Annotated in this window: 16 protein-coding genes, 2 tRNA genes and 3 pseudogenes; 10 read left to right on the plus strand and 11 right to left on the minus strand. The window is 58.8% G+C overall.

All coding sequences use genetic code 11. From position 1 onward, the window contains the following. Positions 1-477 precede the first annotated feature (477 nt). The 6 genes from N551_RS36560 (at position 478) to N551_RS0114510 (ending at position 7,399) form a co-directional block, all read left to right on the plus strand. Positions 478-1,014 carry a hypothetical protein gene (locus N551_RS36560; protein WP_051462711.1) on the plus strand — a complete coding sequence of 179 codons (537 nt, stop codon included), beginning with the start codon at positions 478-480 and terminating at the stop codon, positions 1,012-1,014. Between the two features lie 322 nt (positions 1,015-1,336). Further along, positions 1,337-1,621 carry a hypothetical protein gene (locus N551_RS0114490; protein WP_027567558.1) on the plus strand — a complete coding sequence of 95 codons (285 nt, stop codon included), beginning with the start codon at positions 1,337-1,339 and terminating at the stop codon, positions 1,619-1,621. 25 nt (positions 1,622-1,646) lie between these two features. Beyond that, a complete protein-coding gene (locus tag N551_RS0114495; protein WP_027567559.1) occupies positions 1,647-2,486 on the plus strand; it encodes a hypothetical protein in 840 nt (279 codons plus the stop codon). A 352-nt stretch (positions 2,487-2,838) separates the two neighbouring features. Next, positions 2,839-5,781 carry a hypothetical protein gene (locus tag N551_RS0114500; protein WP_155809685.1) on the plus strand — a complete coding sequence of 981 codons (2,943 nt, stop codon included), beginning with the start codon at positions 2,839-2,841 and terminating at the stop codon, positions 5,779-5,781. Continuing rightward, positions 5,778-6,239 (plus strand): response regulator, encoded by a 462-nt coding sequence (locus N551_RS0114505; RefSeq protein ID WP_027567561.1) that lies wholly within the window; start codon positions 5,778-5,780, stop codon positions 6,237-6,239. Before N551_RS0114500 ends, N551_RS0114505 begins: the two co-directional genes overlap by 4 nt. Further along, positions 6,230-7,399, plus strand: a complete 1,170-nt coding sequence (locus N551_RS0114510; RefSeq protein ID WP_027567562.1) for a response regulator — start codon at positions 6,230-6,232, stop codon at positions 7,397-7,399. Before N551_RS0114505 ends, N551_RS0114510 begins: the two co-directional genes overlap by 10 nt. A 68-nt stretch (positions 7,400-7,467) precedes the next feature. On the opposite strand, the gene N551_RS0114515 is transcribed toward N551_RS0114510, so the two are convergent. The 5 genes from N551_RS0114515 to N551_RS0114535 form a co-directional block, all read right to left on the minus strand. After that, positions 7,468-8,652 (minus strand): GIY-YIG nuclease family protein, encoded by a 1,185-nt coding sequence (locus N551_RS0114515; RefSeq protein ID WP_027567563.1) that lies wholly within the window; start codon positions 8,650-8,652, stop codon positions 7,468-7,470. Further along, on the minus strand, positions 8,642-10,714 hold the full coding sequence (locus N551_RS0114520; protein ID WP_027567564.1) for a DEAD/DEAH box helicase: 2,073 nt from the start codon (positions 10,712-10,714) through the stop codon (positions 8,642-8,644). Before N551_RS0114520 ends, N551_RS0114515 begins: the two co-directional genes overlap by 11 nt. Beyond that, entirely contained in the window at positions 10,711-13,476 is a 2,766-nt protein-coding gene (locus N551_RS0114525; RefSeq protein ID WP_027567565.1) for a DNA methyltransferase, read from the minus strand. The genes N551_RS0114520 and N551_RS0114525 overlap by 4 nt, the downstream gene beginning before the upstream one ends. A gap of 223 nt (positions 13,477-13,699) precedes the next feature. Continuing rightward, a complete protein-coding gene (locus tag N551_RS0114530; protein WP_027567566.1) occupies positions 13,700-13,918 on the minus strand; it encodes a hypothetical protein in 219 nt (72 codons plus the stop codon). A gap of 308 nt (positions 13,919-14,226) precedes the next feature. After that, positions 14,227-14,312 (minus strand) — tRNA-Tyr (locus tag N551_RS0114535). Positions 14,313-14,518: 206 nt separating this feature from the next. Here N551_RS0114535 and rlmB point away from each other — a divergent pair. Beyond that, positions 14,519-15,349: a 23S rRNA (guanosine(2251)-2'-O)-methyltransferase RlmB gene (rlmB, locus tag N551_RS0114540; protein WP_027567567.1), complete on the plus strand. Its 831-nt coding sequence runs from the start codon at positions 14,519-14,521 to the stop codon at positions 15,347-15,349. A 61-nt stretch (positions 15,350-15,410) separates the two neighbouring features. On the opposite strand, the gene N551_RS0114545 is transcribed toward rlmB, so the two are convergent. Further along, a complete protein-coding gene (locus N551_RS0114545; protein WP_027567568.1) occupies positions 15,411-15,944 on the minus strand; it encodes a hypothetical protein in 534 nt (177 codons plus the stop codon). 39 nt (positions 15,945-15,983) lie between these two features. Then, entirely contained in the window at positions 15,984-16,469 is a 486-nt protein-coding gene (locus tag N551_RS0114550; protein ID WP_027567569.1) for a hypothetical protein, read from the minus strand. 283 nt (positions 16,470-16,752) lie between these two features. Here N551_RS0114550 and N551_RS0114555 point away from each other — a divergent pair, with 283 nt between their 5' ends. Both N551_RS0114555 and N551_RS0114560 read left to right on the plus strand, forming a co-directional pair. Further along, a complete protein-coding gene (locus N551_RS0114555) occupies positions 16,753-17,262 on the plus strand; it encodes a hypothetical protein (protein WP_035961364.1) in 510 nt (169 codons plus the stop codon). 169 nt (positions 17,263-17,431) lie between these two features. Continuing rightward, positions 17,432-17,506, plus strand: a tRNA-Thr gene (locus N551_RS0114560). A 587-nt stretch (positions 17,507-18,093) separates the two neighbouring features. On the opposite strand, the pseudogene N551_RS0114565 reads toward N551_RS0114560, so the two are convergent. The 3 genes and pseudogenes from N551_RS0114565 to N551_RS39665 all read right to left on the minus strand — a co-directional run. After that, positions 18,094-18,360, minus strand: a pseudogene (locus tag N551_RS0114565) (transposase); the annotation flags it as partial. Positions 18,361-18,545: 185 nt separating this feature from the next. Beyond that, a pseudogene (locus tag N551_RS39270) lies at positions 18,546-18,815 on the minus strand (PAS domain S-box protein); the annotation flags it as partial. Continuing rightward, positions 18,800-19,039 carry a PAS domain-containing protein gene (locus N551_RS39665; protein WP_027567573.1) on the minus strand — a complete coding sequence of 80 codons (240 nt, stop codon included), beginning with the start codon at positions 19,037-19,039 and terminating at the stop codon, positions 18,800-18,802. The pseudogene N551_RS39270 and the gene N551_RS39665, both read right to left, overlap by 16 nt. A 551-nt stretch (positions 19,040-19,590) precedes the next feature. On the opposite strand from N551_RS39665, the pseudogene N551_RS36985 reads away from it, so the two are divergent. Then, positions 19,591-19,954 (plus strand): annotated as a pseudogene (locus N551_RS36985) (UDP-glucose 4-epimerase GalE); the annotation flags it as partial. Positions 19,955-20,007: 53 nt separating this feature from the next. On the opposite strand, the gene N551_RS0114590 reads toward N551_RS36985, so the two are convergent. Beyond that, positions 20,008-21,333, minus strand: a complete 1,326-nt coding sequence (locus tag N551_RS0114590; protein ID WP_155809689.1) for a hypothetical protein — start codon at positions 21,331-21,333, stop codon at positions 20,008-20,010. Between the last annotated feature and the right edge of the window lie 19 nt (positions 21,334-21,352).

Below are 21,352 nucleotides of genomic sequence, written 5' to 3' on the forward strand. Positions count from 1 at the left end.
CTTTTCCTCCCAGCGACGGCGCGTCCACACGCGGTTCCAGGTCAATGATGAATGTGATGCCTACCCGCAATGCGCACACAGGCTGACGTAGCAAAATTAGTTCGGGCCCCATTCCTGGCAACTAGTGCATGGACTGTACCCCAAAGGTGCCGCTCTGAGAAGAGTTAGGATTTCCGCACCTGGCCCATCTGCGACCTCAGGCTACGACAGCCGTTGCGCTGTCATTAGGCGACAAGCGGACATCGAACGAACCCACCTTTGGGCACCTCTTGGGTCCTCCCGGCGCCCCCGTCCTTGAGGATGACGCGCGACCCCGCCCTTTTGGCAGATACAAAAAAATTGAAGGAGGTTGTTGTTCTCGGATGACCTGCCGCCTCCGAGCCAAGGATATACACAGCGGATACTGGATTGGGCTGTAGCGGAATAGCCCATTATCCGACCCTGAAGGGAGTTCAATCGCCTTCAGGATTTTCGCCAATGCCCAACGCTCTTCCGCTGTATCCTTCCGACTTCCGCACCGCGCCCGTTGCGCCCTTGAACCGAAAGCGTCGCAAAAACCCGCGCACGGTCACGATGCCCGACAGGGTGGGTCCGCATGTGAAGCTGGTCTTCGCCGAAATGGCGCGGCAAAAGCTGCGTTACCTTGACGTGGCCGAACGTAGCGGCGTGCAGCATGCCACGCTGAAAGCGTGGAGAAAGAAGAATCGGCCGGGCTTGGAGTCGGTTGAGGCTGTGTTAGCGACTCTCGGGTACGGCCTTGTCCCCGTCCCCGCGCTTGAAGTACTGCCCCATCCCGAACTCGCGGGTGAACTCACTGCGCTCGCCCTCAAGATGCGAATGAGCATTCCCCAAACTTTTAGCGCGCTGATCGATATCGGAGTCGAGCAAAAGCTTCTCCGCATGCGAGCGGAAGAGCGCGCCGCTGTGCTGGCCGAGCACGATGCTCGCCTTGCTCGCATCCCCGCCAATGACAATGTAAAGCGGTCGCTCGGCAGTGAAACTTCGGCGACTTAAGGGGCGACCAAACTAGCCTCGCCGCCGGTTTCGATCTTTCCCATACTTGGCCCATTAGTTGGTGCTCCTCCACACCAACTAATGGGTGAAACCGAGGCCGGTGCGTTTGATAGCCAGATGCACCGGCCACTTCCAGATGGGACATCATGTCTAAAGTTTATTTCTCGCGCACCCAGGCCGCAAAGCGGGTCGGCCGTTGCGCGAAGACCCTCCGCAACCTCGCCAAGCGTGGCGATGGCCCCCCGTTTCTGTTGATCGGTGACCGGCCTGCTTATCCGGCCGATCAGCTTCAAGTCTGGATAGCAGCCGGCGGAGATGCCCAATGAGCCGTGCCAAGCTTCTCGCCGACCTCAAGGCGGCGTCCGCAGATTACGCAACGGCTCAGCGGCAGCTTGCGGCCGAGCGTTTCAACGTCCAGCACGGAATCGCGCACAATCTGATGTTCGCCGAGAGCCGCGAGCATGTTGCCTATCACCGCTGGCTCGGCGCTCATGAAGCATTCGCTACCAGTGCACCGAAGCCCGCTCCGAAGCCTGCCCCGAAGGCATCGGCCGTCGCGCCGCGAGACCCCGGCGCAGAAGCCGTTTCCGACTACTGGCGGCCGTGATTCAACCCCCTTGAGACCAAGTACAATGAGCATTCTGAAGTCCCTGTTCGGCAAGAAGCCGATTACCTCCACCGCCATCGCTGCCGAGATCGAAAAGGCGCGCGCCGAACAAGACGCTGCCCTTGCTAAGCGCGGCGCAGCGCTGGCCGGTCTCGGCTTGATGGATGATGCCGCCCATCAGAAGGCTGAAGCAGAATACGAAGTGCACCGGCGCGCTGCCGATCGCGCTGCCGCGCGCCTCGCTGCTCTCGATGCTGCGCATGCTAAAGCGCTGGCGGCCGAAGTGGAGGCCGAGAAGAATGCGGAGGAAGAACGTTTCAGTCAGCGTATCGCGGCCGCACGTCGAGCGGTAAACATTGAAGCCGCCGAGCTTCTCGCAAAATATGATCAGCACGCCGCCGCCATCGCCGACATCCTGGCGCGGCTCAATCAAATCGACGCGGAAGCGCAAGCGTGCAACGAGACTGGCCGATACATCTCAGGCTTCGAGGCCGTGCGCAGCACTGATGTCGCCCATCGCAAGAATCCTGACCGCTACGCCAGCGAACGGCGTGAGAAGCGTCTTTGCTGGGTGTTCAGGTACCCCGCCAGTCCGCCGGATACGGAGCGGGTTAGCTTTCACCGAGAGGCCGCACGCGAGGAAGTAGTCCAGGCAACCATCAGCGCAGACACCGGTAGGGCGATTCCTGTCGGCCCGGAACGTTACAACTACTTCGGGCGCGAAATCATCATTAAGCCGGTACTTGAGGAGCGCGAGATCGTCCTTGAGAGGACCAAGTTTAGGGCGGGCGGCCTCGAAGCCAGCCTGAGCGACATTATGCTTCCTGCGGGAATTGCCGGCGGCGTCCGTCACTGGCCGCGCTAGCGTTGCCGGCGCTGCGTCAGTCGATCGACGTGGTCACCGGCATGCCTACGTTCGTTTGCGGGTTCAGCCCAGCTTAGACGCCATTTGCGGATAAGCAGAGATACGCAACGAGCTACCTTTTCAGGCTGCACTCAGCACATTCGCCGCTCTGAATTGCACTTTGTAACTAGTGATTGCAGGGCTAGCCATATGCTAGCTACTATACTTGTACTGCTCTAGGGAATCAGAAGATGCTGCAACGCACAATATCAAGCGACTTAGTTATTTCGTGAAGAAATCCAGACCGCGCGCTTTCAGCCATGGAAAATCCGCCTTCTTACGCCGAACCCGGGTTACCGCCTTCCGAGAGATCGTGAAGATCCGCGATCTGCGGACTCGCAACCTAATTCGTGGAGCGCTTGCCGACGAGCGCGCAACACGGCCGCCGATCGCGGTCATGAACGCGTTGCGGCAGGCGGCGTCACCACGAGATCTAGCCCAGTGCGTGACGCTTCTGCTTGGCAAATCTGGGGCATTCCCGTTCGCGAACCTGGGGCGGGATTACGGCAGCCTCCTCCGCATTCATTCCTTAGAGCCTGCCTCCATCGAAAGAGAGATTGCATTCGTCGTAGGGCATCTAAACGGATGGAAAGAAGAGACCTGTAAGATTGTCGATGCGATCCGCACCTTCGCCGCTATCCCGACCTCCCCAGCGTCCGATGCAATGCAAGCGCTTGCCAAATTCACCGAACAATTTGGCGCTTCGAGTTATGGCGTTCGGAAAGTTGCCTATTTGATGGCTCGATTTCCTGATGACGCCGCGCTTCAGGAACCCTTCCAGCTTATTGCGAACAAAGTCGCTCAATCTCGAAATCCGGGCCCCTATTTCATAGCGATGGAATTGGTCGACGACAATTTCGCTTACTTTCCCGGCGTTTCCACACGCGTCCAGATTCATCAGAAGCTTAAGGAAGACGACTATCGCAAGCTTCTAGCCTTACATGACCTTGTCCCCGCGCCGCTCTCGCGGCCTGATCTGGGCGCGCTACTTCGCAAATCCCATTCGATGTCGCTCATAGATGAGATCTGCGGAATTACTTCTGCGCTGAATTTTGGTGATCGGTGGGATGATATCAGATCGCTCGTCCTCGATTTACTCGACCCAAGCATTGTCGGAGCTCTATCTGCATTCGCAAATACTCCGTTTGATGCCCGCGCACTGTACAACGACGTGTCAGCGGCCGAAGCCGACATGGTCTACTACCAACGCGCCTTCGCATTCACCGAGTTTGTGGATTGCGCGCGCTACCGCGCGTTTGTTGACGCTGTCCTAGCCCCCCGTTTGTTGTCGAAGCTGTCGCCCAAAATCGATCGTTCCTTTGCGGCACACGAGTCTCTCACGGTGCGCGATCTTACGAAGGCGTTGCAGGGCTTTCGGGAACCCAACGATTTCTTGAAGCATCAATGCTGCGGGTCGTTTTTGAAAACCGTTCAACTGATCACATATCTTCAAACGGTTGGGAATGCTGCTCGCTTTGATCAACACGAAATGCGCTTCATCTGCGAGCACACGACTGGTTTGGAATATCTTCTCACCGAAGTGGAGCTGGAGCGGCTGTATGTTTCCGCAGAGGAAGCATCACGGCCTCTAGTGACCGTCTTGGCATTGGCACTTCACAAGGCTCGAAGCCGCGACGAAGATGTTGATTTTAAGTTCCGCTTCGCGCTCTGCGAGACCGTCAACACGCAGTTTCGCGGAAGTCTACAAGAGTTTATCGAATGGCTCCTGAAGGGCACACCCCAGATCGCCAACTACCTAGTCAAAATACTCGACAGGCAGACCCTGCAAAAACTCTACTGGCTGGTGAGTTCAGCGGACGAAGCTGATACCACGAGGCAAGCTCTGTTGAGGGCGGTTGGTCGTCAACGAAACTCTATCGCCTACTTTGTCGAAGCCGACGCAATCGAAGCACAGCGCCAGGTGGCAAAACTGCGAAAATACTTCGATGATAGTCGCCTCTATGTTGATGGCATCGCAATGCAAGAATGGCTCGTCGCAAATCCTAGCACTTACGCGCAACAATACATCAAGATGATCGAGCATAATCTTAGCGTGCCGGCGAGATCTGCTAAGATTGAGCATGGACAGCTAGTGGACACAGGGACGATTGATATTCCGGCCGTTCAGGCCTTTGATTACGTATTGATGGAAGTCGCCAAAATCGCCTATGAGCAATTCTGCACAAACCGTCAATTTGGAATTGAATCTTATCTCGGACGGCGCATCCGGCACAATACCTTGACCGGAATGATGCGCGGAGGCGTCGAAGACCTTATCGAGCGCCCATCGTATCACATCCTTAAGTATGATGATCGATTTGTCGCGGCTAACGACGCGTGGATAGAGAGCTATCAGCGGCTCATTGAGCACCTGCGGCGCGACATTCTGCAATTCCGAACTGACTCGAAACCGCATGGCATCTTCATCGCTTCCCTAAAACGCGATGAGAATACCTTTCTAGGCATCGCGGCGCTGAGCAGCACGATGACTGCCGTACTACCGAGCATCGAACTAATGAATGAGCTTCTGATCCGCTTTTGCTGGCATGAGATCAACCCGCAACTGCAAGCCGCAGCCAGACTCATATCAGTCGACCTTTTGAAGCGGACCTACGACGACATAGAGGCGCATCTCGGGCATTTTGCGGACGATATGCAGGGACAGTACCGAGCGCAATTGCGTGAGGCCGTACACGAGCGATTTACGCGGCTGGCCAGCTGGTTTCGGCAACCGGAAGACGGGTTCGTCAGCGCCACTACGCGTCAAGTCGGCGACCTTATTTTCCTCGAAGCCAATGGCGGAAACCTGATCAACGATCGCGCGATCGATTGGCAAGGCGACGCATTTGAAGTTGTGATCGACGGTCTTTCAGTCCACAGAATGTATGACTGCCTATTCGTCCTTCTACGAAACGCTCTAAAATACGGTGACGCAGAGGCCCCTATTACGATTGCAGCAAATCAGACGGCGAAATCAAGCGAGCGGCTGTCACAATTGCGGGTGTCAGTCACGTCAACGTTTGATGATGTTGCTGAACGTCCTCTGCATGAGACGCGATTAGAAGAGAACTTCAGCTCCGATGACCCCGGAGAGGCAATGGTAGTTGAGGGTTACTCGGGCATAAAGAAATTGCGCTATATAACAAGGAGCAGCGAAGGGACAGCTACCGCTGCGTATAAGATCGATGGCGATCAATGCACGGTATCCTTTTTGTTGACGGTCGAACTCGCAAAAGCAAGCGGATCAACAGAATGAAAGTGCTGTTGATCGAAGATGAAGAGCACAAGGCAGAAGATCTTACGCGACGCCTCCTGAAAACGGGACTCGCGGCATCAGAACTAACGCGCGCGATCGGGGTGCGACAGGCGGTGCTCGAAGTGATGAAGGGAGCTTACGATCTCATCATTGTTGACATGGCTCTGCCGACCTTTTCAAGCACTGGTGACGACGGCAGTGGTGGCGGCGGTCAGGCAGTCGGCGGCATAGAGATCTTACGGGCCCTTTCGAGCACAAAGGTCTCTACAAAGGTAATCATCGTCACGCAGTATCCGGACATTATCGTCGGGGGCGAACGTGTAAGACTGCATCAGGCGGCACGCGTACTGTCCGCCAAGTATCGGCAAGAAGTGCTCGGCGCAGTTCTATACTCATACAAAACACCAGAATGGGAAGCTGCATTTGACGCGCTGTTGGGAAAGCTGAAATGGCAATAGTTGTTTTTGAGGACGACGAAAACAAATGGGCAGTAATACGAGACAGTCTGCGCGCAAAGGGCATTAAGGAGAACGGGATTAAACGCATTGGCAACATAGCGCAGTTCGCCCAATTAGCAGGCAAGCCGATCGATCTCTGCATCATCGACATCAGGATGCCAGCTGTTTCAGGTGGCGAAACGCGGAGCGCCGGATTGGAACTCCTCAAGATGCTCGACTACTCGCGATTGCAGCGGGTGCCTGTATTGGCAATCACGGCTTATCCGGATGAGGCGAACCTTCATCAAAGCGCATTCGCCTCGCGGGGCTGCATCATCTACGACTATAACGATCGCCAGACATGGTCTCAGGCCCTCGATATTTTCATAGCACAGTCAAAGGAAAAGGGCCGCTACGATTTCTTGCTCTTTACCGCACTCAAGAAGGAACGAGACGCCTACCTCAAGTTACCGAGATTCACGGAAGACAGCACCAAAAGAGAGGGCTTAGATCTATGGGAAACTGAGATTGAAGGGAGCGCTGGGGCCATCGTTCTCTTGCCGCGTATGGGTATTATCAATGCGGCCGTGACAACGGCGCGCGCCCTGGAGCTCTACAGCCCCTCCGTTGTTGCAATGAGCGGCATTTGTGCGGGCATCGGAGACAACGCGGAGCTTGGCCAACTTTTGATTGCCGATGTAGTCTGGGAGTATCAATCAGGAAAGTGGATCAAGGAGGCCTTTGAGGCCGAGCCTTATCAAGTAAGCATTCAACAAGATACCCGTCTAACTTTAAGCAAGCTTCTCGAGACGAGGGGTTTGATTTCACGTCTAGAAGCATCGTTTTCCGGAAGCGATCGCCCATCGAAATTATCGACGCCGAAACTGGCGGCATTCACGAGCGGTTCAGCCGTGATTGCAAGCGAAGCGCGCTTAGAAGCCGTAAAAGGTCAGCATCGGAAGGTTGCCGGGATCGATATGGAAGTTTACGGATTTCACCGGGCGGTCGAACTATGCGCCCGATCGATCCACGCTTTCAGCGCGAAAGTGGTCGTCGATAAGGCGAACGAAGCCAAGGGGGACGAATTGCAGGAGTATGGCTCCTTCGTGTCAGCGGCCTTCACAATGGAAGCTGTACGGTTGCTGCTCAACGAGACGAACGAAAGTTCCGGTCGCGCTTAACTCATGTAAGGCTTGAACCACACGGCCTCGCTTCGTGTATTCGGTGATCAGATACGATGGGCGAGTGTCTACCCAACAATCGGCTCCAGCGAGGCCGTTTTTGGATCGTAGCGGTAGTCCGTAATTGTTCCATCCTTGATCCGCTCTACAGCCTCATCGATCACAAATACCGGGACGAGAAACCATTCACGCGGGACAATCGGATGGCCAAAGCGATCCTTGATCATAATATCAAGGCGCGCTGGTTCGAAGACTCGATGGATCAGATTTTCGAGCTTCGTCCGATTGATATTGGACAGCTTGTAGGTGGCAACGATTTCTACGTCAGCCATTAAGAAAGTCGGATCGAGACGAGCATTGACGATCCGCGTTTCGACGTTGCCGCCTGTCACCCCGATCTTGTGCAGAACATCGCGGCTGGCGACGATCTTGGGATCGTCGGATTTGCTGCGCAACACGTAGATCGTGCCGCTGGCAAGGTCTCCATCTTCGCTCACATCGGCGAACAGCGGCCCAGCGACTGGATCAGTAATCCGTCGCCCCGCTCCGTCGCGGTGGAGTGCACGCTGTAGAGACCGCAAAAGCACGTCGCTTTCCGTTCCGTTGTCGTAAATAACGCGCAAGCGGCTGTCGCGCCGGTCGTACTCGGCCATAAATTCCTCGCCGACTTCCGCGACATAAGCGATCTGGCCGCCGACGATGAAAAACTCGCCCTGCTTGATCTCGGCCATCGTCTGGAATAGCCGCGTCTGGCGTATGCCGGCGTCGAGGTCTTTCTTCACCTGAACGAACAGCGGCTTGAAGTTATCGAAGTCCTTGCATGGCGTGCGGTTGGCGATTTCCTCTGCCGCTCGCTTGTCGGCGGCGGTGCGGACATGGCGAAGCTCGGTAATGTCGGACGCGCCCATGCCTTCCAGCTCGGCAAGCAATTCATCGTCATCTATCGATTCGGCAGGCTCGACGGCGGGCGTCGGCGCGCCTGCCAAAAGGCCGTGCGTGTCGAGCGGTGCGAGAAGCGAACGGCATTCTTCGAGTCCGCGCAGGCGGTCGAGGCGCACGGCATAAAGCCGCTCGAATATATCGTTGCTCTCGCCATGCGTTGGCGCGCGGCCGTGGGCCTCGGCGAAGCGCTGAATTTCTTCGAAGCCTGCGATAATGCGTTCCTCGCGTGGGCTACGGCCGCTTTTCTTGTCCTGCGGAGCGAAGTCGGCGAGGTCCGCCGCCAGTTCGTCAAGATCGAGGTCATCCGTCATAGCGGCCCTCCTTCTTGAAGCGCATGAACGCGACGGCGCCCTCGGCCATGCGCCTTTCCCAAGGGTCCTGGGCGTCGATCGAGGGTAACCGGCCGCGCTCCTTCTTGAACCGCGACGCGCGGACGGCAAGCTCCTTAGCGTCCTCCGGCGTCAGGCTGGTGCGCTTGGCGGCGATGGCCGCGGCAACCTGCTTCAGGCTTTCCTCGCTTATAGCCTTGGCGAGGATGGCATAGGCTTCGCCGAATGGATTAATCCGGTCGATGAGGTCGATATCAAGTTCACGAACGTCCATCGCGAATTTCCGCACCCCATCGATCAGCGCAGTGTTGGCGCTCGGCTGGTCATCGCCGCCAGCTCCGTCGCCGCCAAGCGCAATCTGCTTGGCCTTCTGCGTGATATTGAGGGCGGCGATGGCGTGCTGACGCACGGCCTCCTGATCTTCCTCGTCAAGCTCGGGATACTTGTCCTTGATGATCTTCCCCATCCGTACCTGGGTAAGTTCCTCGGGGATCAGTTCCTCGTCGAACAGCCCGCGCTCGATGGTGGTCTTGTCCTGAACGAAAGCGGCGATGACTTCATTCAGATCCTCGGTACAGATGCGTGCGGCTTCCTTGCTCTTGGGTTCGGCAAGCCCCTTGATCTCGATGTGGAACTGCCCGGTTTGCTCATTGAAGCCCACATTACCTTTGCTCGGGTCGTAGCCGCCTTCACCGTAGTCGAAGCCGTCAGCCGGGCCGCTCTGCGTATTCTTCGGCGTGAAGTTGAAGCGCGGCGCGAGCACCTGTTCCATCAGCAGGCTGGCGGCGATGGCTTTCAGCGTGTCGTTGACGGCCTCGGTGACCGCCTCCTCGGAGGCATCCGGCTCGGCGATCAGATTAGTGAAACGGGCGCGGGTTTTGCCCGGCGCATCACGGGTCGCGCGGCCGATTATCTGCACGATCTCAGTAAGGCTGGATCGATAGCCAACGGTTAACGCGTGCTCGCACCAAATCCAGTCGAAGCCCTCCTTGGCCATGCCGAGCGCGATGATGATGTCCACATGGTCGCGGTTGTTCTTTTGCGCGGGGTCTTTCAGCGCCCCCGAAACCTTGTCCCGCTTGGCCGGATCGTCATCGACGAGATCGGCGATGCGCAGCACCTTTCCGTCCGGCCGCTTGACCAATTGGAACCCGGTCGCAGGATCGGTCCCCTGCCATTCGCCCAAGGCCTCGATGATGTGCTCCACCTCCTTGATCTTGTCCTTCGTGCTCTCGCGCGAGTTGACGTTCGGGATGTGGATGATCGTCTTCTCGGCCGGGTCGAGGGCGGCGAGGATGTCGTCGGCATAGGAGCCAGAATAGAAGAAATAGCCTATGTCGAGTTGCTTGAGATATTCGTAGCCGTTGAGTTGTTCGTAGTAGGTGTAGGTGACGGGTTCGAACTTCGTCTCGTCCTGCGGGGCCAGCACCGGCACAGCATCACCCCGGAAGTATGAGCCGGTCATGGCGACGATATGCACCTTGTCGCGGGCGATGAACGCGCCGAGATGCTGGCCGAGCTTGCTCTCGGGGTCGGCGGAAACGTGGTGAAACTCGTCCACCGCGATCAGCCGGTTGTCGAACTTCTCAACGCCGAACTTGTCCACGGCGAAGCGGAAGGTCGCATGGGTGCAGACCAGAACCCTATCATCGCTGTCGAGGAACGCACCGAGAGAATTGACCTTGCCGCCATTGTCAGAGCCGGGCGCGTCGCAAAGGTTCCATTTGGGCGCAACGATCCAATCGGCCGAAAAGCCGAACTTGGTCAGAGGCTCGTCATGGAAGCTCGCGCCGATGGATTTCTCCGGCACAACGATGATGGCTTGCTTCAATCCCTGATTAGTGAGCTTGTCGAGGGCTATGAACATAAGCGCTCGGCTCTTGCCTGATGCCGGAGGCGACTTGATGAGAAGATACTGCTCGCCGCGCCGCTCATAGGCGCGCTCTTGCATCTCCCGCATGCCGAGCGCGTTGGCCTTGGTCGAGGTACCGTTGCGGGCATAGGAGACCGAAACGGAAGGAATGGTTTTCTTGTCGTCGGTCACGTGCTTGCCCCAGCCTTTTTCTTCTTCGTCGCAGCCCCCGGCGACGCGATCATCTTAGTGTAAAGCTCAAACAGCTTTTCCAGCCGTTCCGTATCGTTTCGAAAGCGGCGGCCGATGTAGATGCGCTCAAGCACCTCGTCGTTGCGGTCATGCGCAGCGCGTAAATCGGCTGGCATTCTTTCCGGATCGTAGAGGTCGCCGATGGTCGCGGGGAAATGCGCCTCGCGCGTCAACAGGATGTCCTCGGCGCAGCGAGTTAAGTCAGCTTTGTTCTTTTCTGTGAGCAAGGGGAGCGGAAAAGTGTTCCAGCCGAGAGTGGACGAATATCGAAGTCGAGTTTCCAGTTTTCCGCATACCGTGGCGACCCACGCAATATGCATTTTCGAACATACAACTGCGAACTCCCACAGTGACGGATCATAAACAGCGAAAGCGAGGTTGGAAATTACCGTGTTCTGATCGAAAATATCTGCGGGAAGGTATTCCCTTTCTTCCGATGAAGCTGCCGCCACCGCGATTGCTATGGTATTTTTGTGAGCGCGCTGCGCGAACTTATGGGGGATTGCGGCGTACCCTTTCGTCGTTTTCGCCGGAGACGCCTCCCGAAACGATCTCACCTCTTGAATGCGCTCACACACGGCAGCTATTTTTTGTGCGATCGGCAAACACTCATCATCAATCCAAAGACACTTCCTATTCCTATAGTGCACCAACTCCTTGGACCCGACGAGCTCTCTTAACAATTCCATCGCAGTCGGTTCGTCGTGGATTAGAGCTTTTGCTTCGTCGTGTGTCAGAATGAGGCTACCGCCATCGCGAGCCATGCTGCCAGAAACCATCCAGTTTAGTTCCTGAGATAGCGGCACATCTCTCGTTTTCACGTACAATTCTGGACCAGCTATCAAGTACGGAGAGACCGACTCGACGTCCCTCTTTGTCTCGCCTTCATACAACGTACACCGTGCTGGCTTGGACCTCCCAACGCCAATGATTACGCACTGCACCGCCGCGTTGTTAGATGCGTTGTTTCTCCACTTGAATCCTTGGTGTGCAAAAATGATATGGCAACCGAGCCTATAGAGATGAGACCAAAGATGAGCTACTTGCTCCCCTTCACTAATCGAACTGGTTGAGACAAACGCAAAGATCGCGTCGCAGTCTTCCGCAAACTCGGCTGCCTTTAAGTACCAGGCAGTCACATAGTCACAGTCCTTGAACTCGTTTCCTCCTCCAAAGACATGTGCCATGTCCTCTTTTTGAGCTTTTGTTTGCTTTCGTGCTCCCTTGAACTGGGGGTTGCCGCAGATGTAGGTTTCACCACCCTCGTTCTCGAAATCAATTTGCGCCTGATCAAGCGGCGTATGGAATAGATCATCAGCGTGGAGCTTCAGGCCTGTTCCCGTTGGGGGGCATACACTGAGCCAGTCCAGCCGCAGGGCATTGCCGCAGGTGATCCAGTTTTGCGCGTCGAGCGGCAGGAAGTCCTGCAAGGCTTCCTTTTGCCCGCGATAGAGTACGTCACACTGAAACTCCGCGATGATCAGCGCTAACCGCGCAACCTCAGCCGGGAAATCACGTAGTTCGATGCCGCGAAAATTAGTAAGCGGGATATGCGTGCGCCGGTCGGCCTCGCCCCGCCGCTTGTTGATCTCGGCCTCGATCGCGCGCATTTCCTTGTAGGCGATGACAAGGAAATTGCCGGAACCGCAGGCCGGATCGAAGACCCTGATCTTCGCCATGCGATTGCGGAGGTTCAGCAGTTTACGGGGATTGTCGTCCGCTTCCGCAAGCCGGGCGCGCAGATCGTCGAGAAACAGCGGATTGAGGACTTTGAGGATGTTCGGCACGGACGTGTAGTGCATGCCCAGCGCGCCTCGTTCCTCGTCCTCGGCGACGGCCTGGATCATCGACCCGAAAATGTCAGGGTTGATCTTCGTCCAGTCGAGGCTGCCGATATGCATGAGATAGGAACGGGCGATCTTGGAAAAGCGCGGCGCGTCGACGCTGCCGGAAAACAGTTCGCCGTTCACATAGGGAAAGGCATCGGCCCAACGGGGAATGTCGGCGCTCTCGCGGTCATCGCGCTTGGTGTTCATGGCGCGGAACAACTCGCCGATGATTTCATGGGTGTTGGACGAGTCCTTGGCACTCATGCGTTCGACGGTCTGGGTGAACAGGCCGCTGCCGTGGAAGATGTCTGTACGCTCGGCGAAGAAGCAGAAAATCAGCCGAGCCATGAAGTGGTTCATGTCGTGGCGGCGCGCGGCGGCACCCCAATCGGGATTGTCTTTCAAAAGCTCGACATAGAGCCGGTTCATGCGGCTCGTGGCGCGGATGTCGAAGGAGCTTTCACGGACCTGCTTGACGGTAGTGATTCCGGCGAGCGGCAGGAAGAAACCGAAATGATCGGGGAAGTCGGCATAGGCGCAGGCAATGGTTTCGCCGCTGTCAAAATCCTCCGCCTCGAAATCCTCACCGTCGGTTGAGAGGATGAACCGCGCCTTCGCCTTCGCCGTGGCCGGACTGGCCTTCAGCGCGGCCAGCGTTTTCGTTACCGCGCCGGGCGCAGCGGCGGCGATATGGATGTTATTGGTTTGCAGGACGCCGCCCAGGTCGGACTTGTTCGACGCGCCAGCGCGCAGCCGCTTGATCGTGGTTTCCTTATTCCCGAACGCTTGCAGGAACAGATACGGAAACTCGCCGCCGTTGAAAGGCTGCTCGGCAAGGACCGATATGGCTTCCTCAATCTCGACGGCGTTCATGCTTGTTCTTGATTCCTAGACACTATTCCTACCATTCAAAGCAATACGACTCGGGAACGAGTCAACTGAGTTGCGATTTTCGAGCGCCAGGCGCTGTGTATCAAGGGCTCAAGGGATTCAACCTTAGCTGCAATCACGCCGGCCGGACAGACTGACGGTAGTGAGCTAGTAGGCAGGGGGTAGTGCGCTGGGGAATGGCAGTCGCCAAAACCGGTAAGGCGCTTCATCGGGGCTTCTTCTTGACCTCGACGATGACGTCGCGCATCCGCTCGGCCAGCTTCGCGGCGATCTTCTTCGCTTGCTTCCGAGTCTTCGTCGGATCAACGGCTGGGCGCTGAAGCGCGGCCCTCATCTTCAACTTCTCGGCGCGAGCCGCCTGACCATCTTCCATGTTCTTCAGCTTGCCGCGCAGGCCCTTCAACGCCTTCGCGTCGACGATCATGTCGAGCTTGCGCAGCTTGGCGGCGTGTTCGCTCTTGCTCGACCGACCGACGCGGCGCTGGCTGTTCTGTGATGCACTCTTGAATACTAGCCTTTGCCCCCCTCGGCTCGAATCTGGAGCAGCTTAGGCCGTTACTGTTTCGGTGGCCAAGCTCGTGGACGACGGCCCGGGCCACCCCCGCCCCTTCGTCGGGGAAGGTAGCAACGGGATTAGTGGGGCCTGAAGTGGGGCTCGGAGGGAAAACGGAGGGATTGCGCTCGGAGGCAAAGGGGGGCAAGAGAATTAAAAATTCTCTAGCAATTACAGGATGGTGGGGGAGGCAGGACTCGAACCTGCGAAGCCATAAGGCGGCTGATTTACAGTCAGCTCCCTTTGCCACTCGGGACACTCCCCCGCTCGACGGCAGCACAATCGGGCCGGACCTTGCCGGCGACCGAAGACGGCCATGGAACGTGAAGGCCGCGACAGCCCGGATGGGGGCGCGACCGGGCGCGGTTATCGGCGAAGCGATGGGGTAAAGTCAACCGAGGCGAACAGCTAAAATCGCCCCCGAAGCCACCCAAATTGCCATATTCCGGGACCCGTGACACAAGCGAGCCCATGAAGGATCGAAAATTCAACCCGAGGGGCCCCCGCGGCGGGTCTAAGCCCTTCAACAGGCCCGGAAAATCCGCCGGGCGCCCGGCCCGGCGCGATCGCGATTCGGACACCGACGGTCCTGTCATCCTCTATGGCTGGCACACCGTCTCCATGGCGCTCGCCAACCCCCAGCGGCAGATCCGCAAGCTGACGCTGACCGAGAACGCCGCAAGGCGTCTGGCGGACGAGAACATCGCGATCCCGGTCACGCCCGAGATCGTCCGGCCCCAGGAGATCGACCGGCTGCTGTCGCCGGACGCGGTGCACCAGGGCCTGCTCGCCGAGGCCGACCCCCTGCCCTCGCCCGACATCGAGGATTTGGAGCAGGACGGCATCGTGCTGGTGCTCGACCAGATCACCGACCCGCACAATGTCGGCGCGATCCTGCGCTCGGCGGCGGCGTTTGCGGTGAAGGCGATCGTCACCACCGCGCGCCACAGTCCGGAAGCGACCGGCGTGCTGGCCAAGGCCGCCTCCGGCGCGCTGGAGCTGGTCCCGATGGTGACGGTGCAAAACCTCGCCCGCGCACTGACCACGCTGAACGAGCTCGGCTTCCAGACCGTCGGGCTGGACAGTGAAGGCAGCGCCGATCTTTCCGAGGTCACCCTGCGCGAGCCGCTCGCGCTGGTGCTGGGCGCGGAAGGCAAGGGCCTGCGGCAATTGACACGCGAAACCTGCAGCGTCGTGGCGCGGCTCGACATGCCCGGCGAGATCAAGAGCCTCAACGTCTCGAATGCCGCCGTGCTCTCGCTCTATGTCGGCGCCAGCCGGCTCGGGCTGATGAAGCGGTAACAAAACAAAACGCCCGTCCGCATCGTGGACGGGCGTTTCGTTGGCTCAACCGATCAAGCGATCAGTAATAGCGGCGCAGCACGCGGTGGCCGCCATAGTACGGCGCATGGCGCGGGGCGTAGCCGTAGCGCGGACCGTAGCCGTAATGCGTGCGCGGCAGATAGCCGGCGCGCGGGCCGTAGCCGTAGCGATACGGACGGTAATACGGGCGGCGGTAGGGATAGGCGGCGGGCGCTTCGACCGCGGCGGCGCGATAGCCATGGCCGTGCCCATAGCCATAGCCACGGCCGTAGCCGTAATTGGCGGGCGCAACCACCGCGTCCTCACGGTAGGTCGGATACGGCGCGAAGGCGCCCGGGCCGGTGTAGGTCGGGCCCTGATTGACGTGATAATATTGCGTGGTGGGCTCGGCGAGACGCTCATAGGCGCCATAGCCGTAGCCGTAGCCGGCCCCGTAACCGCCGCAACCGGTGTTGCAGCCGGAATAGACCGGCGCGACCGGCTGGCACGGATTGAAGCCGCAGGCCGCGGCGGGCGCGGTGGCAGCGAACATCACGGCAGCCGCCGCGACCAGTCCCGAAATCATCTGACGCATTACTCTCTCCTGTTGATTTTCGTTTGTTGTTTTCGTTTCTTAACCCGGCGGCCTGCCGGGTATCTCTGCACGCGGCCGCGGCCGAGGACGCCGCGGATAGTCGTTGATCTCAGGCGCGAGGATCACCGGCGGCGGATTGACGGGCACGTCCATCTGCGGCGGCAGCGGCGCCGATTGGGCGCCCCAGCTCTGGTGATAGCTCTCGGGCGGCTTGGGCAATTTGCGGTTCGCGGGCGGCTCGACCTCGAGCCGGCCGTAGCCGGGCCGCAGGCCCAGCGTCGGGTAGTAGTGGCCGACGTCCGTGGGCTGGCGCTCGGCGACATAGCGTCCGCCATAGATGGTGGGCTGCACCTGGACGTTCTTCCCCAAGCCCCAGGTCCCCTCGACCACGGCATAGGACGCGTCGATGTTGTTGATGATGATGGGCACGCCCGGCCGACCGGGAACGACGATATCGAAGCCGCCGCCGGCAAACGCCGTCGCGGGCAGTCCGATCAGAAAGGCAGCGAGCGCCACAACGCGCATGAAGAAATCCCATTTATCCGGCGACAAACCTACCCGATGGCGACGCAGAGAGGGTTAAGGCCCTCTCACCAATTGCCGGTAAGCCTAATGTGTAAGGATTGCGCGCCGCTCAAATGCGCCAAAGCGAGCTAGCGAAGCATTAACGCCGCCGGATCCAGCAGTCTGGAACCAAGGCGCGTGCTCACTTCCGTTTGACTGTTGCTGACAAAAATCCGCCGGTTTCAGCGGAACGTCCGGCGTCCTCGGCGTTTAGCCCCCGTCAACAAAATGGGAGCCAACAATCATGAATATCAAACTTCTCGGAGCCACGGCGATTGCGGCGACCCTGGTGACGGGCTCTGCCATGGCGCAGGCCGTGATCACCAATCCCGGCCGCTGCGCGGCGCAATTCCCCAACGCCAACTGCCAGAACGTCGGACCGGGAAATCCGTACACCGATAGCGGCTATCGGCATCGTCGCGTGTCCTATCGCCAGACCAACAACGGCGATTGGAATAACGACTGGAACAGGAGCCGCACCGGCTTCTGGCCGACCGACGTCGCCGCCGGCGCGGTCGGAGCAGCCGCTGGTGTGGCCGGCGCAGCCATCGGGACTGCGGGCGCGATCGCAACCGCCCCGTTCCGTGCCACCAACGACGCCTACGCCTACGACAATGGCTGGGATAATTCGTGGAATAATTCTTGGGACAACCGCGGCTGGGACACCCGCACCTACGCCCAGCGCAACGGCTTCGTCTGCACGCCCGGCACCTGGTTTAAGGGCCAAGACGGCCGTCGCCACATCTGCCAGTAAGGCGGTTTGAACACCGAACGCGATAGATCAGGCGGCCTTCGGGCCGCCTGATTCATGTCTGGATCGGGGGATCGCGGGTTCTGGCACTTTCCGGTCAAGTCTGGTATTGCGGCGCGCACGGGCGGAGGGCTCCGGCGTATGCTGGTCCCTGCCCGCTTCTCCAGGCGTCGCCGGCTTAGCTCAGCGGTAGAGCAGCGGTTTTGTAAACCGAAGGTCGGGGGTTCAATCCCCTCAGCCGGCACCACTGTTTACAATGACTTAGCCAACAAATGTAGCCCGGGTTTTCTGGGTCGTAGGCCGCGAATGATGTTGGGGGATACACGGGGCTACACTCGGAAACTTGCAACAATCGGATTTGCCCTCCAAAATTCGGGGGGAGTACCGTGGTGAGGACCGGGACGCCAAGCATTTAGCCAAACGCATAACCACTCCCCTTTCCGGCCGCCTTGCGCTGCGCTGAGGTGTCAAGCCAGCGTGAGATGCTGCCAGAACCGCGGGTTAGCGCGACATGCGGCAATAGCTTGGCGACCTGCCCAAGGAGATCACTTCGATCAGCCGCCACTCGATAAGTATCGGATGCTCCCTGCCTTGTTCGGGATCGCTGTGACACCTCAATCAACCCCGATGGCATGGGACCTATTGTGACCTCTCTGCTGTTGGTCGTGTAAAAACGCTGTTGCATGACGCGGACCGGCGCGGTCGAACTCAGGCTATCGCGGTCCGATCAATTTGGGCAAGTTTTACGGCCGCTCGACCAGAACTCATCCTGAGGCAATGTCGGGGCTCTTTTACGCGCCCCATGAACCGCAACGGCGCGCGGCAACGCCCGTATCACGCCCTCACCGCCGCCAGCAGCGGTTTCATCCCGACGATGTTCAGCACGCGTGTCAGATTGTAGCCGAGCACGCACAGCGCCATCTCGGTCGCTACTTTCGGCAGCGTCACGCACAAGAAGTGCGTCGCGCCCATGCGCATCTTCAGTGTGCCGAACGGATGCTCGACGGTCTCGCGGCGTGTGCGCATGGCGTTTGGATTCTTGTCGAGCCGCGCCTGAGCGCGTTCGAGAACGTCCTCGTGCACCCATCGCTTGATACGGCGTCGGCGTGCACTTCAGGCCGCGCGAGGCGACGAACCGCATGACCTTGTTCGCACGAAGAGGAGAATCGAGGCACAATCGCAGTCAAGGGCGGTCGTGATGGCATCGAGAGCGGCGCCGTAGATCTCGTCCAGCCTATTCGCGGCCTGCAGTCGCTCCGAAAGCGCGTGGATGGCCGTCAGCTCGGTCAATCGTTGTGCAAGCGAGGCTCGAATTGCTTTCGCTCGGTGATTTCGCGGCACATGGTCGAGGCGCCCAACACGTCGCCTGCTTCGCAGAGAATGGGTGAGACCGTCATTTCCAGATCCACTGCGGTACCGTCCTTGCGGATTCGCACGGTCTCATAGTGGACGTACGATGCACCAGCCCGGACGCTCGCGATGACGGCCTTGGCCTTGACGAGGCGATCGGACGGGATCAGGCGCAAGAGAGATGTTCCGATCATCTCCTCGGCGCTGTAGCGAACAGATGCTCGGCTGCCTTATTCCAGCGCACGATGGTGCCATCCGGATCCCAGCTCCAGATGGCGTCTCTGGACCCTTCCAAGACGGCGGCGAGCTCCGACCGTTCCGCCTGAAAGCGCTGATTAAGCGCCCGCGCGGAGGCCAGCTCCCGTCGGCAATCTTCGAGAGCCTGCTCGATCGAGCCGGCCGGCGCGCTTCTCGACTCGGACAAAGGCATGCGCGAAAATCGCCTCCATCAGGCGAACCCGATCAAAAACACCAAAAATGTGGCACGGCTTGCGGATGGTGGGCAAGCCGGATCCCTTAAATTCCTCGCCAGTGTATCGAGAGCTTCGGGGCCGCTATGCGCACAAACAACTGTGCAGCCAAGCTCCTTGAGCATAGATGCGGTCACGTCGAGCACGCCGGGATCATCATCTACTGCCAAAACTGTAATGACTCATGGCGAACACCTCGCCGACTTAACCTATATGCATCGCTGAGGTTCCCCGGGGTTGAGCCAGATGCCGTACCTAGAAACTCGGGATGAAGCATATCCGGGAAGCTGTTGAGATTAACCTGGATCAGCAAGTTTTCACGGTGCGGTAGCATTCGGCAATTGGGTGGGAACGGCTCAGAATGCGCGGGGTTGCGGGACATGGACGACACATTGTCTTCCTCCCCTTGACTGACCCGGTCAGCACCGCTGGCCGGGTTCTTCTTGCCGGACAGGTTGGACGCGAAACGGGGCAGCGACTAAGGGCTATGGGAACCCACTTACGATTTGTACCCGACCGGACCGCGATGCGCGACTACATCCATGTTTCCGATCTTGCCGCAGCGCACGTCGCCCCGCTGAAGCTGTTGGAAGAGGGATCTGCCGGCGGCTTCAACCTCGGCACCGGCTCCGGCTTTTCCGTGCGCGAGATCCTGAGTGGGATTCAGCAGGTACCGCACTCGGTCAAGCCGCGCCGCGCGAGCCGACCCCACTATCTGGTCGCCGATCCCTCCGCGGGCGAAAGCTGCTGACTTTCCTGCCGAGCCACCCAGACTTCCCCAGCGTGATCCGAACCGCCCGGCTTGGCACCAGAAGGCGGATCCGTTCAGGTCGCGCCAGTCTGCTGTCGTGAACTCGACCTGCCCGACGGCTTGAACTGCGCCGAGGGACCAAGCCGGTGGAGCGGGCTCATTCCCCAGGCCTGGGGATTACGGAGCTGCTTCTATGGTTTTCACCAGTGGTCTACCTTCGCGCAACTCGGTCGCTAGTGGAATCACGAGGGATCGACGCGCCCGTTTGACCAATTGTTCGTAAGTTGGCGGCCAGCCGCTCTTGATTTCATCGTCCGGAATATCTTGTTTCAGGATGACGTGGCCGGCAATCCACAGATTGCCCTGCTGATCGCGAAACGGGTTTGGACGGCCGATACCCCAGGTCGCATCAATCCTTTCTGAAAGCGAGCCGGTGATGTTGATGAGTTCTCCATCGTCATCAACAGCCGGTGTGAACGGACCGTCCAAGCCTTCGGATTTCAGGCGGTACGCATAATGGCTGCCATACTGGTCCGTGAAAGCGTCTCCTGCACTGAAGAACATGAGGTAGTAGTCCACCCCGTCGATCGCGACGTCTATGAGATGCGGGCCCTCGATCAAAAGCCCGCCTATCGAGCGTCTGGCCGCCTTGAATGGACGATTGGGATCGTCGGGCCGGGTGACCCTCAGCGCAAACCGTTTGGGACCAATTGCGCGCGTCCGCGAGCTATCGAGTTGACGAACGAGGATCTCGGTCCGATACGGCACCGGAGCTCCATTCAGCAGCTTCTGCTCGGTGACTTCATCGAAGAAAAGGAAAGGCCTGCCGCTGCTGTCCTCGATATAGTGGCTGCCATATCCATGCGCATGAGCTGCGCCCAGCCATGGGTCCTCGCTATGCTCGCAAGGCCGGTAGCCTTGCACCGAGCCCAGGTCCTTCCACAACTGATGGACTTTTGAAGTAACGCTGTCCCGCCACAACTGGACATCGAACGCATGGCGATTGCGCGTCCAGTTGTCTTTCGCTCGCACGGGCTCAACACCTTCCTTGCACTTTTCCATCATGCCCGCGTATCCCACCATGCGGCGTCCCGCATCCGAGCGAAAGAACGCCAGATCGGGATCCCAAGGTGCGGCCTTTATTCGGTAGGGCTTCGTGGTTACCTTGGTGCCGTCGGGGTAGAGGAAATCGATGTCATGAAGCGCGTGCGCGCCCCCTCTCAGAAACTCCTCAAGCGAGTTCGCATAAATCACCGTGCCGCCTGAAAAGATGATCATCCAGACCTGTTGCCCGTCGGGCAGTTGGACCTGGATGGGAGCTGACGGGTCCGCGGTATCGTAAGAGCCATCTGTCAGAAACTTCGGTCTCAGTTGCACCGGACCAGCCTCTGGATCGGCTATTTTCATTTGGTCGATTAGCTTTTGGTCCGCTGCGGTGGATGGCATCGCGAAGAGGCAAGCGGCGATCAGCGAGAGAAGAGCGGTGCGGGCACGAGCTCTCATGGACAGGTTCCGTTTGGCG

Source organism: Bradyrhizobium sp. URHA0013, assembly GCF_000518345.1.
In the GTDB taxonomy this organism is placed as follows: domain Bacteria; phylum Pseudomonadota; class Alphaproteobacteria; order Rhizobiales; family Xanthobacteraceae; genus Bradyrhizobium.

Bases quoted from the DNA above. Each gene is read 5' to 3' on its own strand.
- N551_RS36560 (WP_051462711.1), top strand. From the start codon at position 478: ATGCCCAACGCTCTTCCGCTGTATCCTTCCGACTTCCGCACCGCGCCC.
- N551_RS0114490 (WP_027567558.1), top strand. From the start codon at position 1,337: ATGAGCCGTGCCAAGCTTCTCGCCGACCTCAAGGCGGCGTCCGCAGAT.
- N551_RS0114495 (WP_027567559.1), top strand. From the start codon at position 1,647: ATGAGCATTCTGAAGTCCCTGTTCGGCAAGAAGCCGATTACCTCCACC.
- N551_RS0114505 (WP_027567561.1), top strand. From the start codon at position 5,778: ATGAAAGTGCTGTTGATCGAAGATGAAGAGCACAAGGCAGAAGATCTT.
- N551_RS0114510 (WP_027567562.1), top strand. From the start codon at position 6,230: ATGGCAATAGTTGTTTTTGAGGACGACGAAAACAAATGGGCAGTAATA.
- N551_RS0114515 (WP_027567563.1), bottom strand. From the start codon at position 8,652: ATGACGGATGACCTCGATCTTGACGAACTGGCGGCGGACCTCGCCGAC.
- N551_RS0114525 (WP_027567565.1), bottom strand. From the start codon at position 13,476: ATGAACGCCGTCGAGATTGAGGAAGCCATATCGGTCCTTGCCGAGCAG.
- N551_RS0114530 (WP_027567566.1), bottom strand. From the start codon at position 13,918: ATGATCGTCGACGCGAAGGCGTTGAAGGGCCTGCGCGGCAAGCTGAAG.
- rlmB (WP_027567567.1), top strand. From the start codon at position 14,519: ATGAAGGATCGAAAATTCAACCCGAGGGGCCCCCGCGGCGGGTCTAAG.
- N551_RS0114545 (WP_027567568.1), bottom strand. From the start codon at position 15,944: ATGCGTCAGATGATTTCGGGACTGGTCGCGGCGGCTGCCGTGATGTTC.
- N551_RS0114550 (WP_027567569.1), bottom strand. From the start codon at position 16,469: ATGCGCGTTGTGGCGCTCGCTGCCTTTCTGATCGGACTGCCCGCGACG.
- N551_RS0114555 (WP_035961364.1), top strand. From the start codon at position 16,753: ATGAATATCAAACTTCTCGGAGCCACGGCGATTGCGGCGACCCTGGTG.
- N551_RS39665 (WP_027567573.1), bottom strand. From the start codon at position 19,039: ATGCCTTTGTCCGAGTCGAGAAGCGCGCCGGCCGGCTCGATCGAGCAG.
- N551_RS0114590 (WP_155809689.1), bottom strand. From the start codon at position 21,333: ATGAGAGCTCGTGCCCGCACCGCTCTTCTCTCGCTGATCGCCGCTTGC.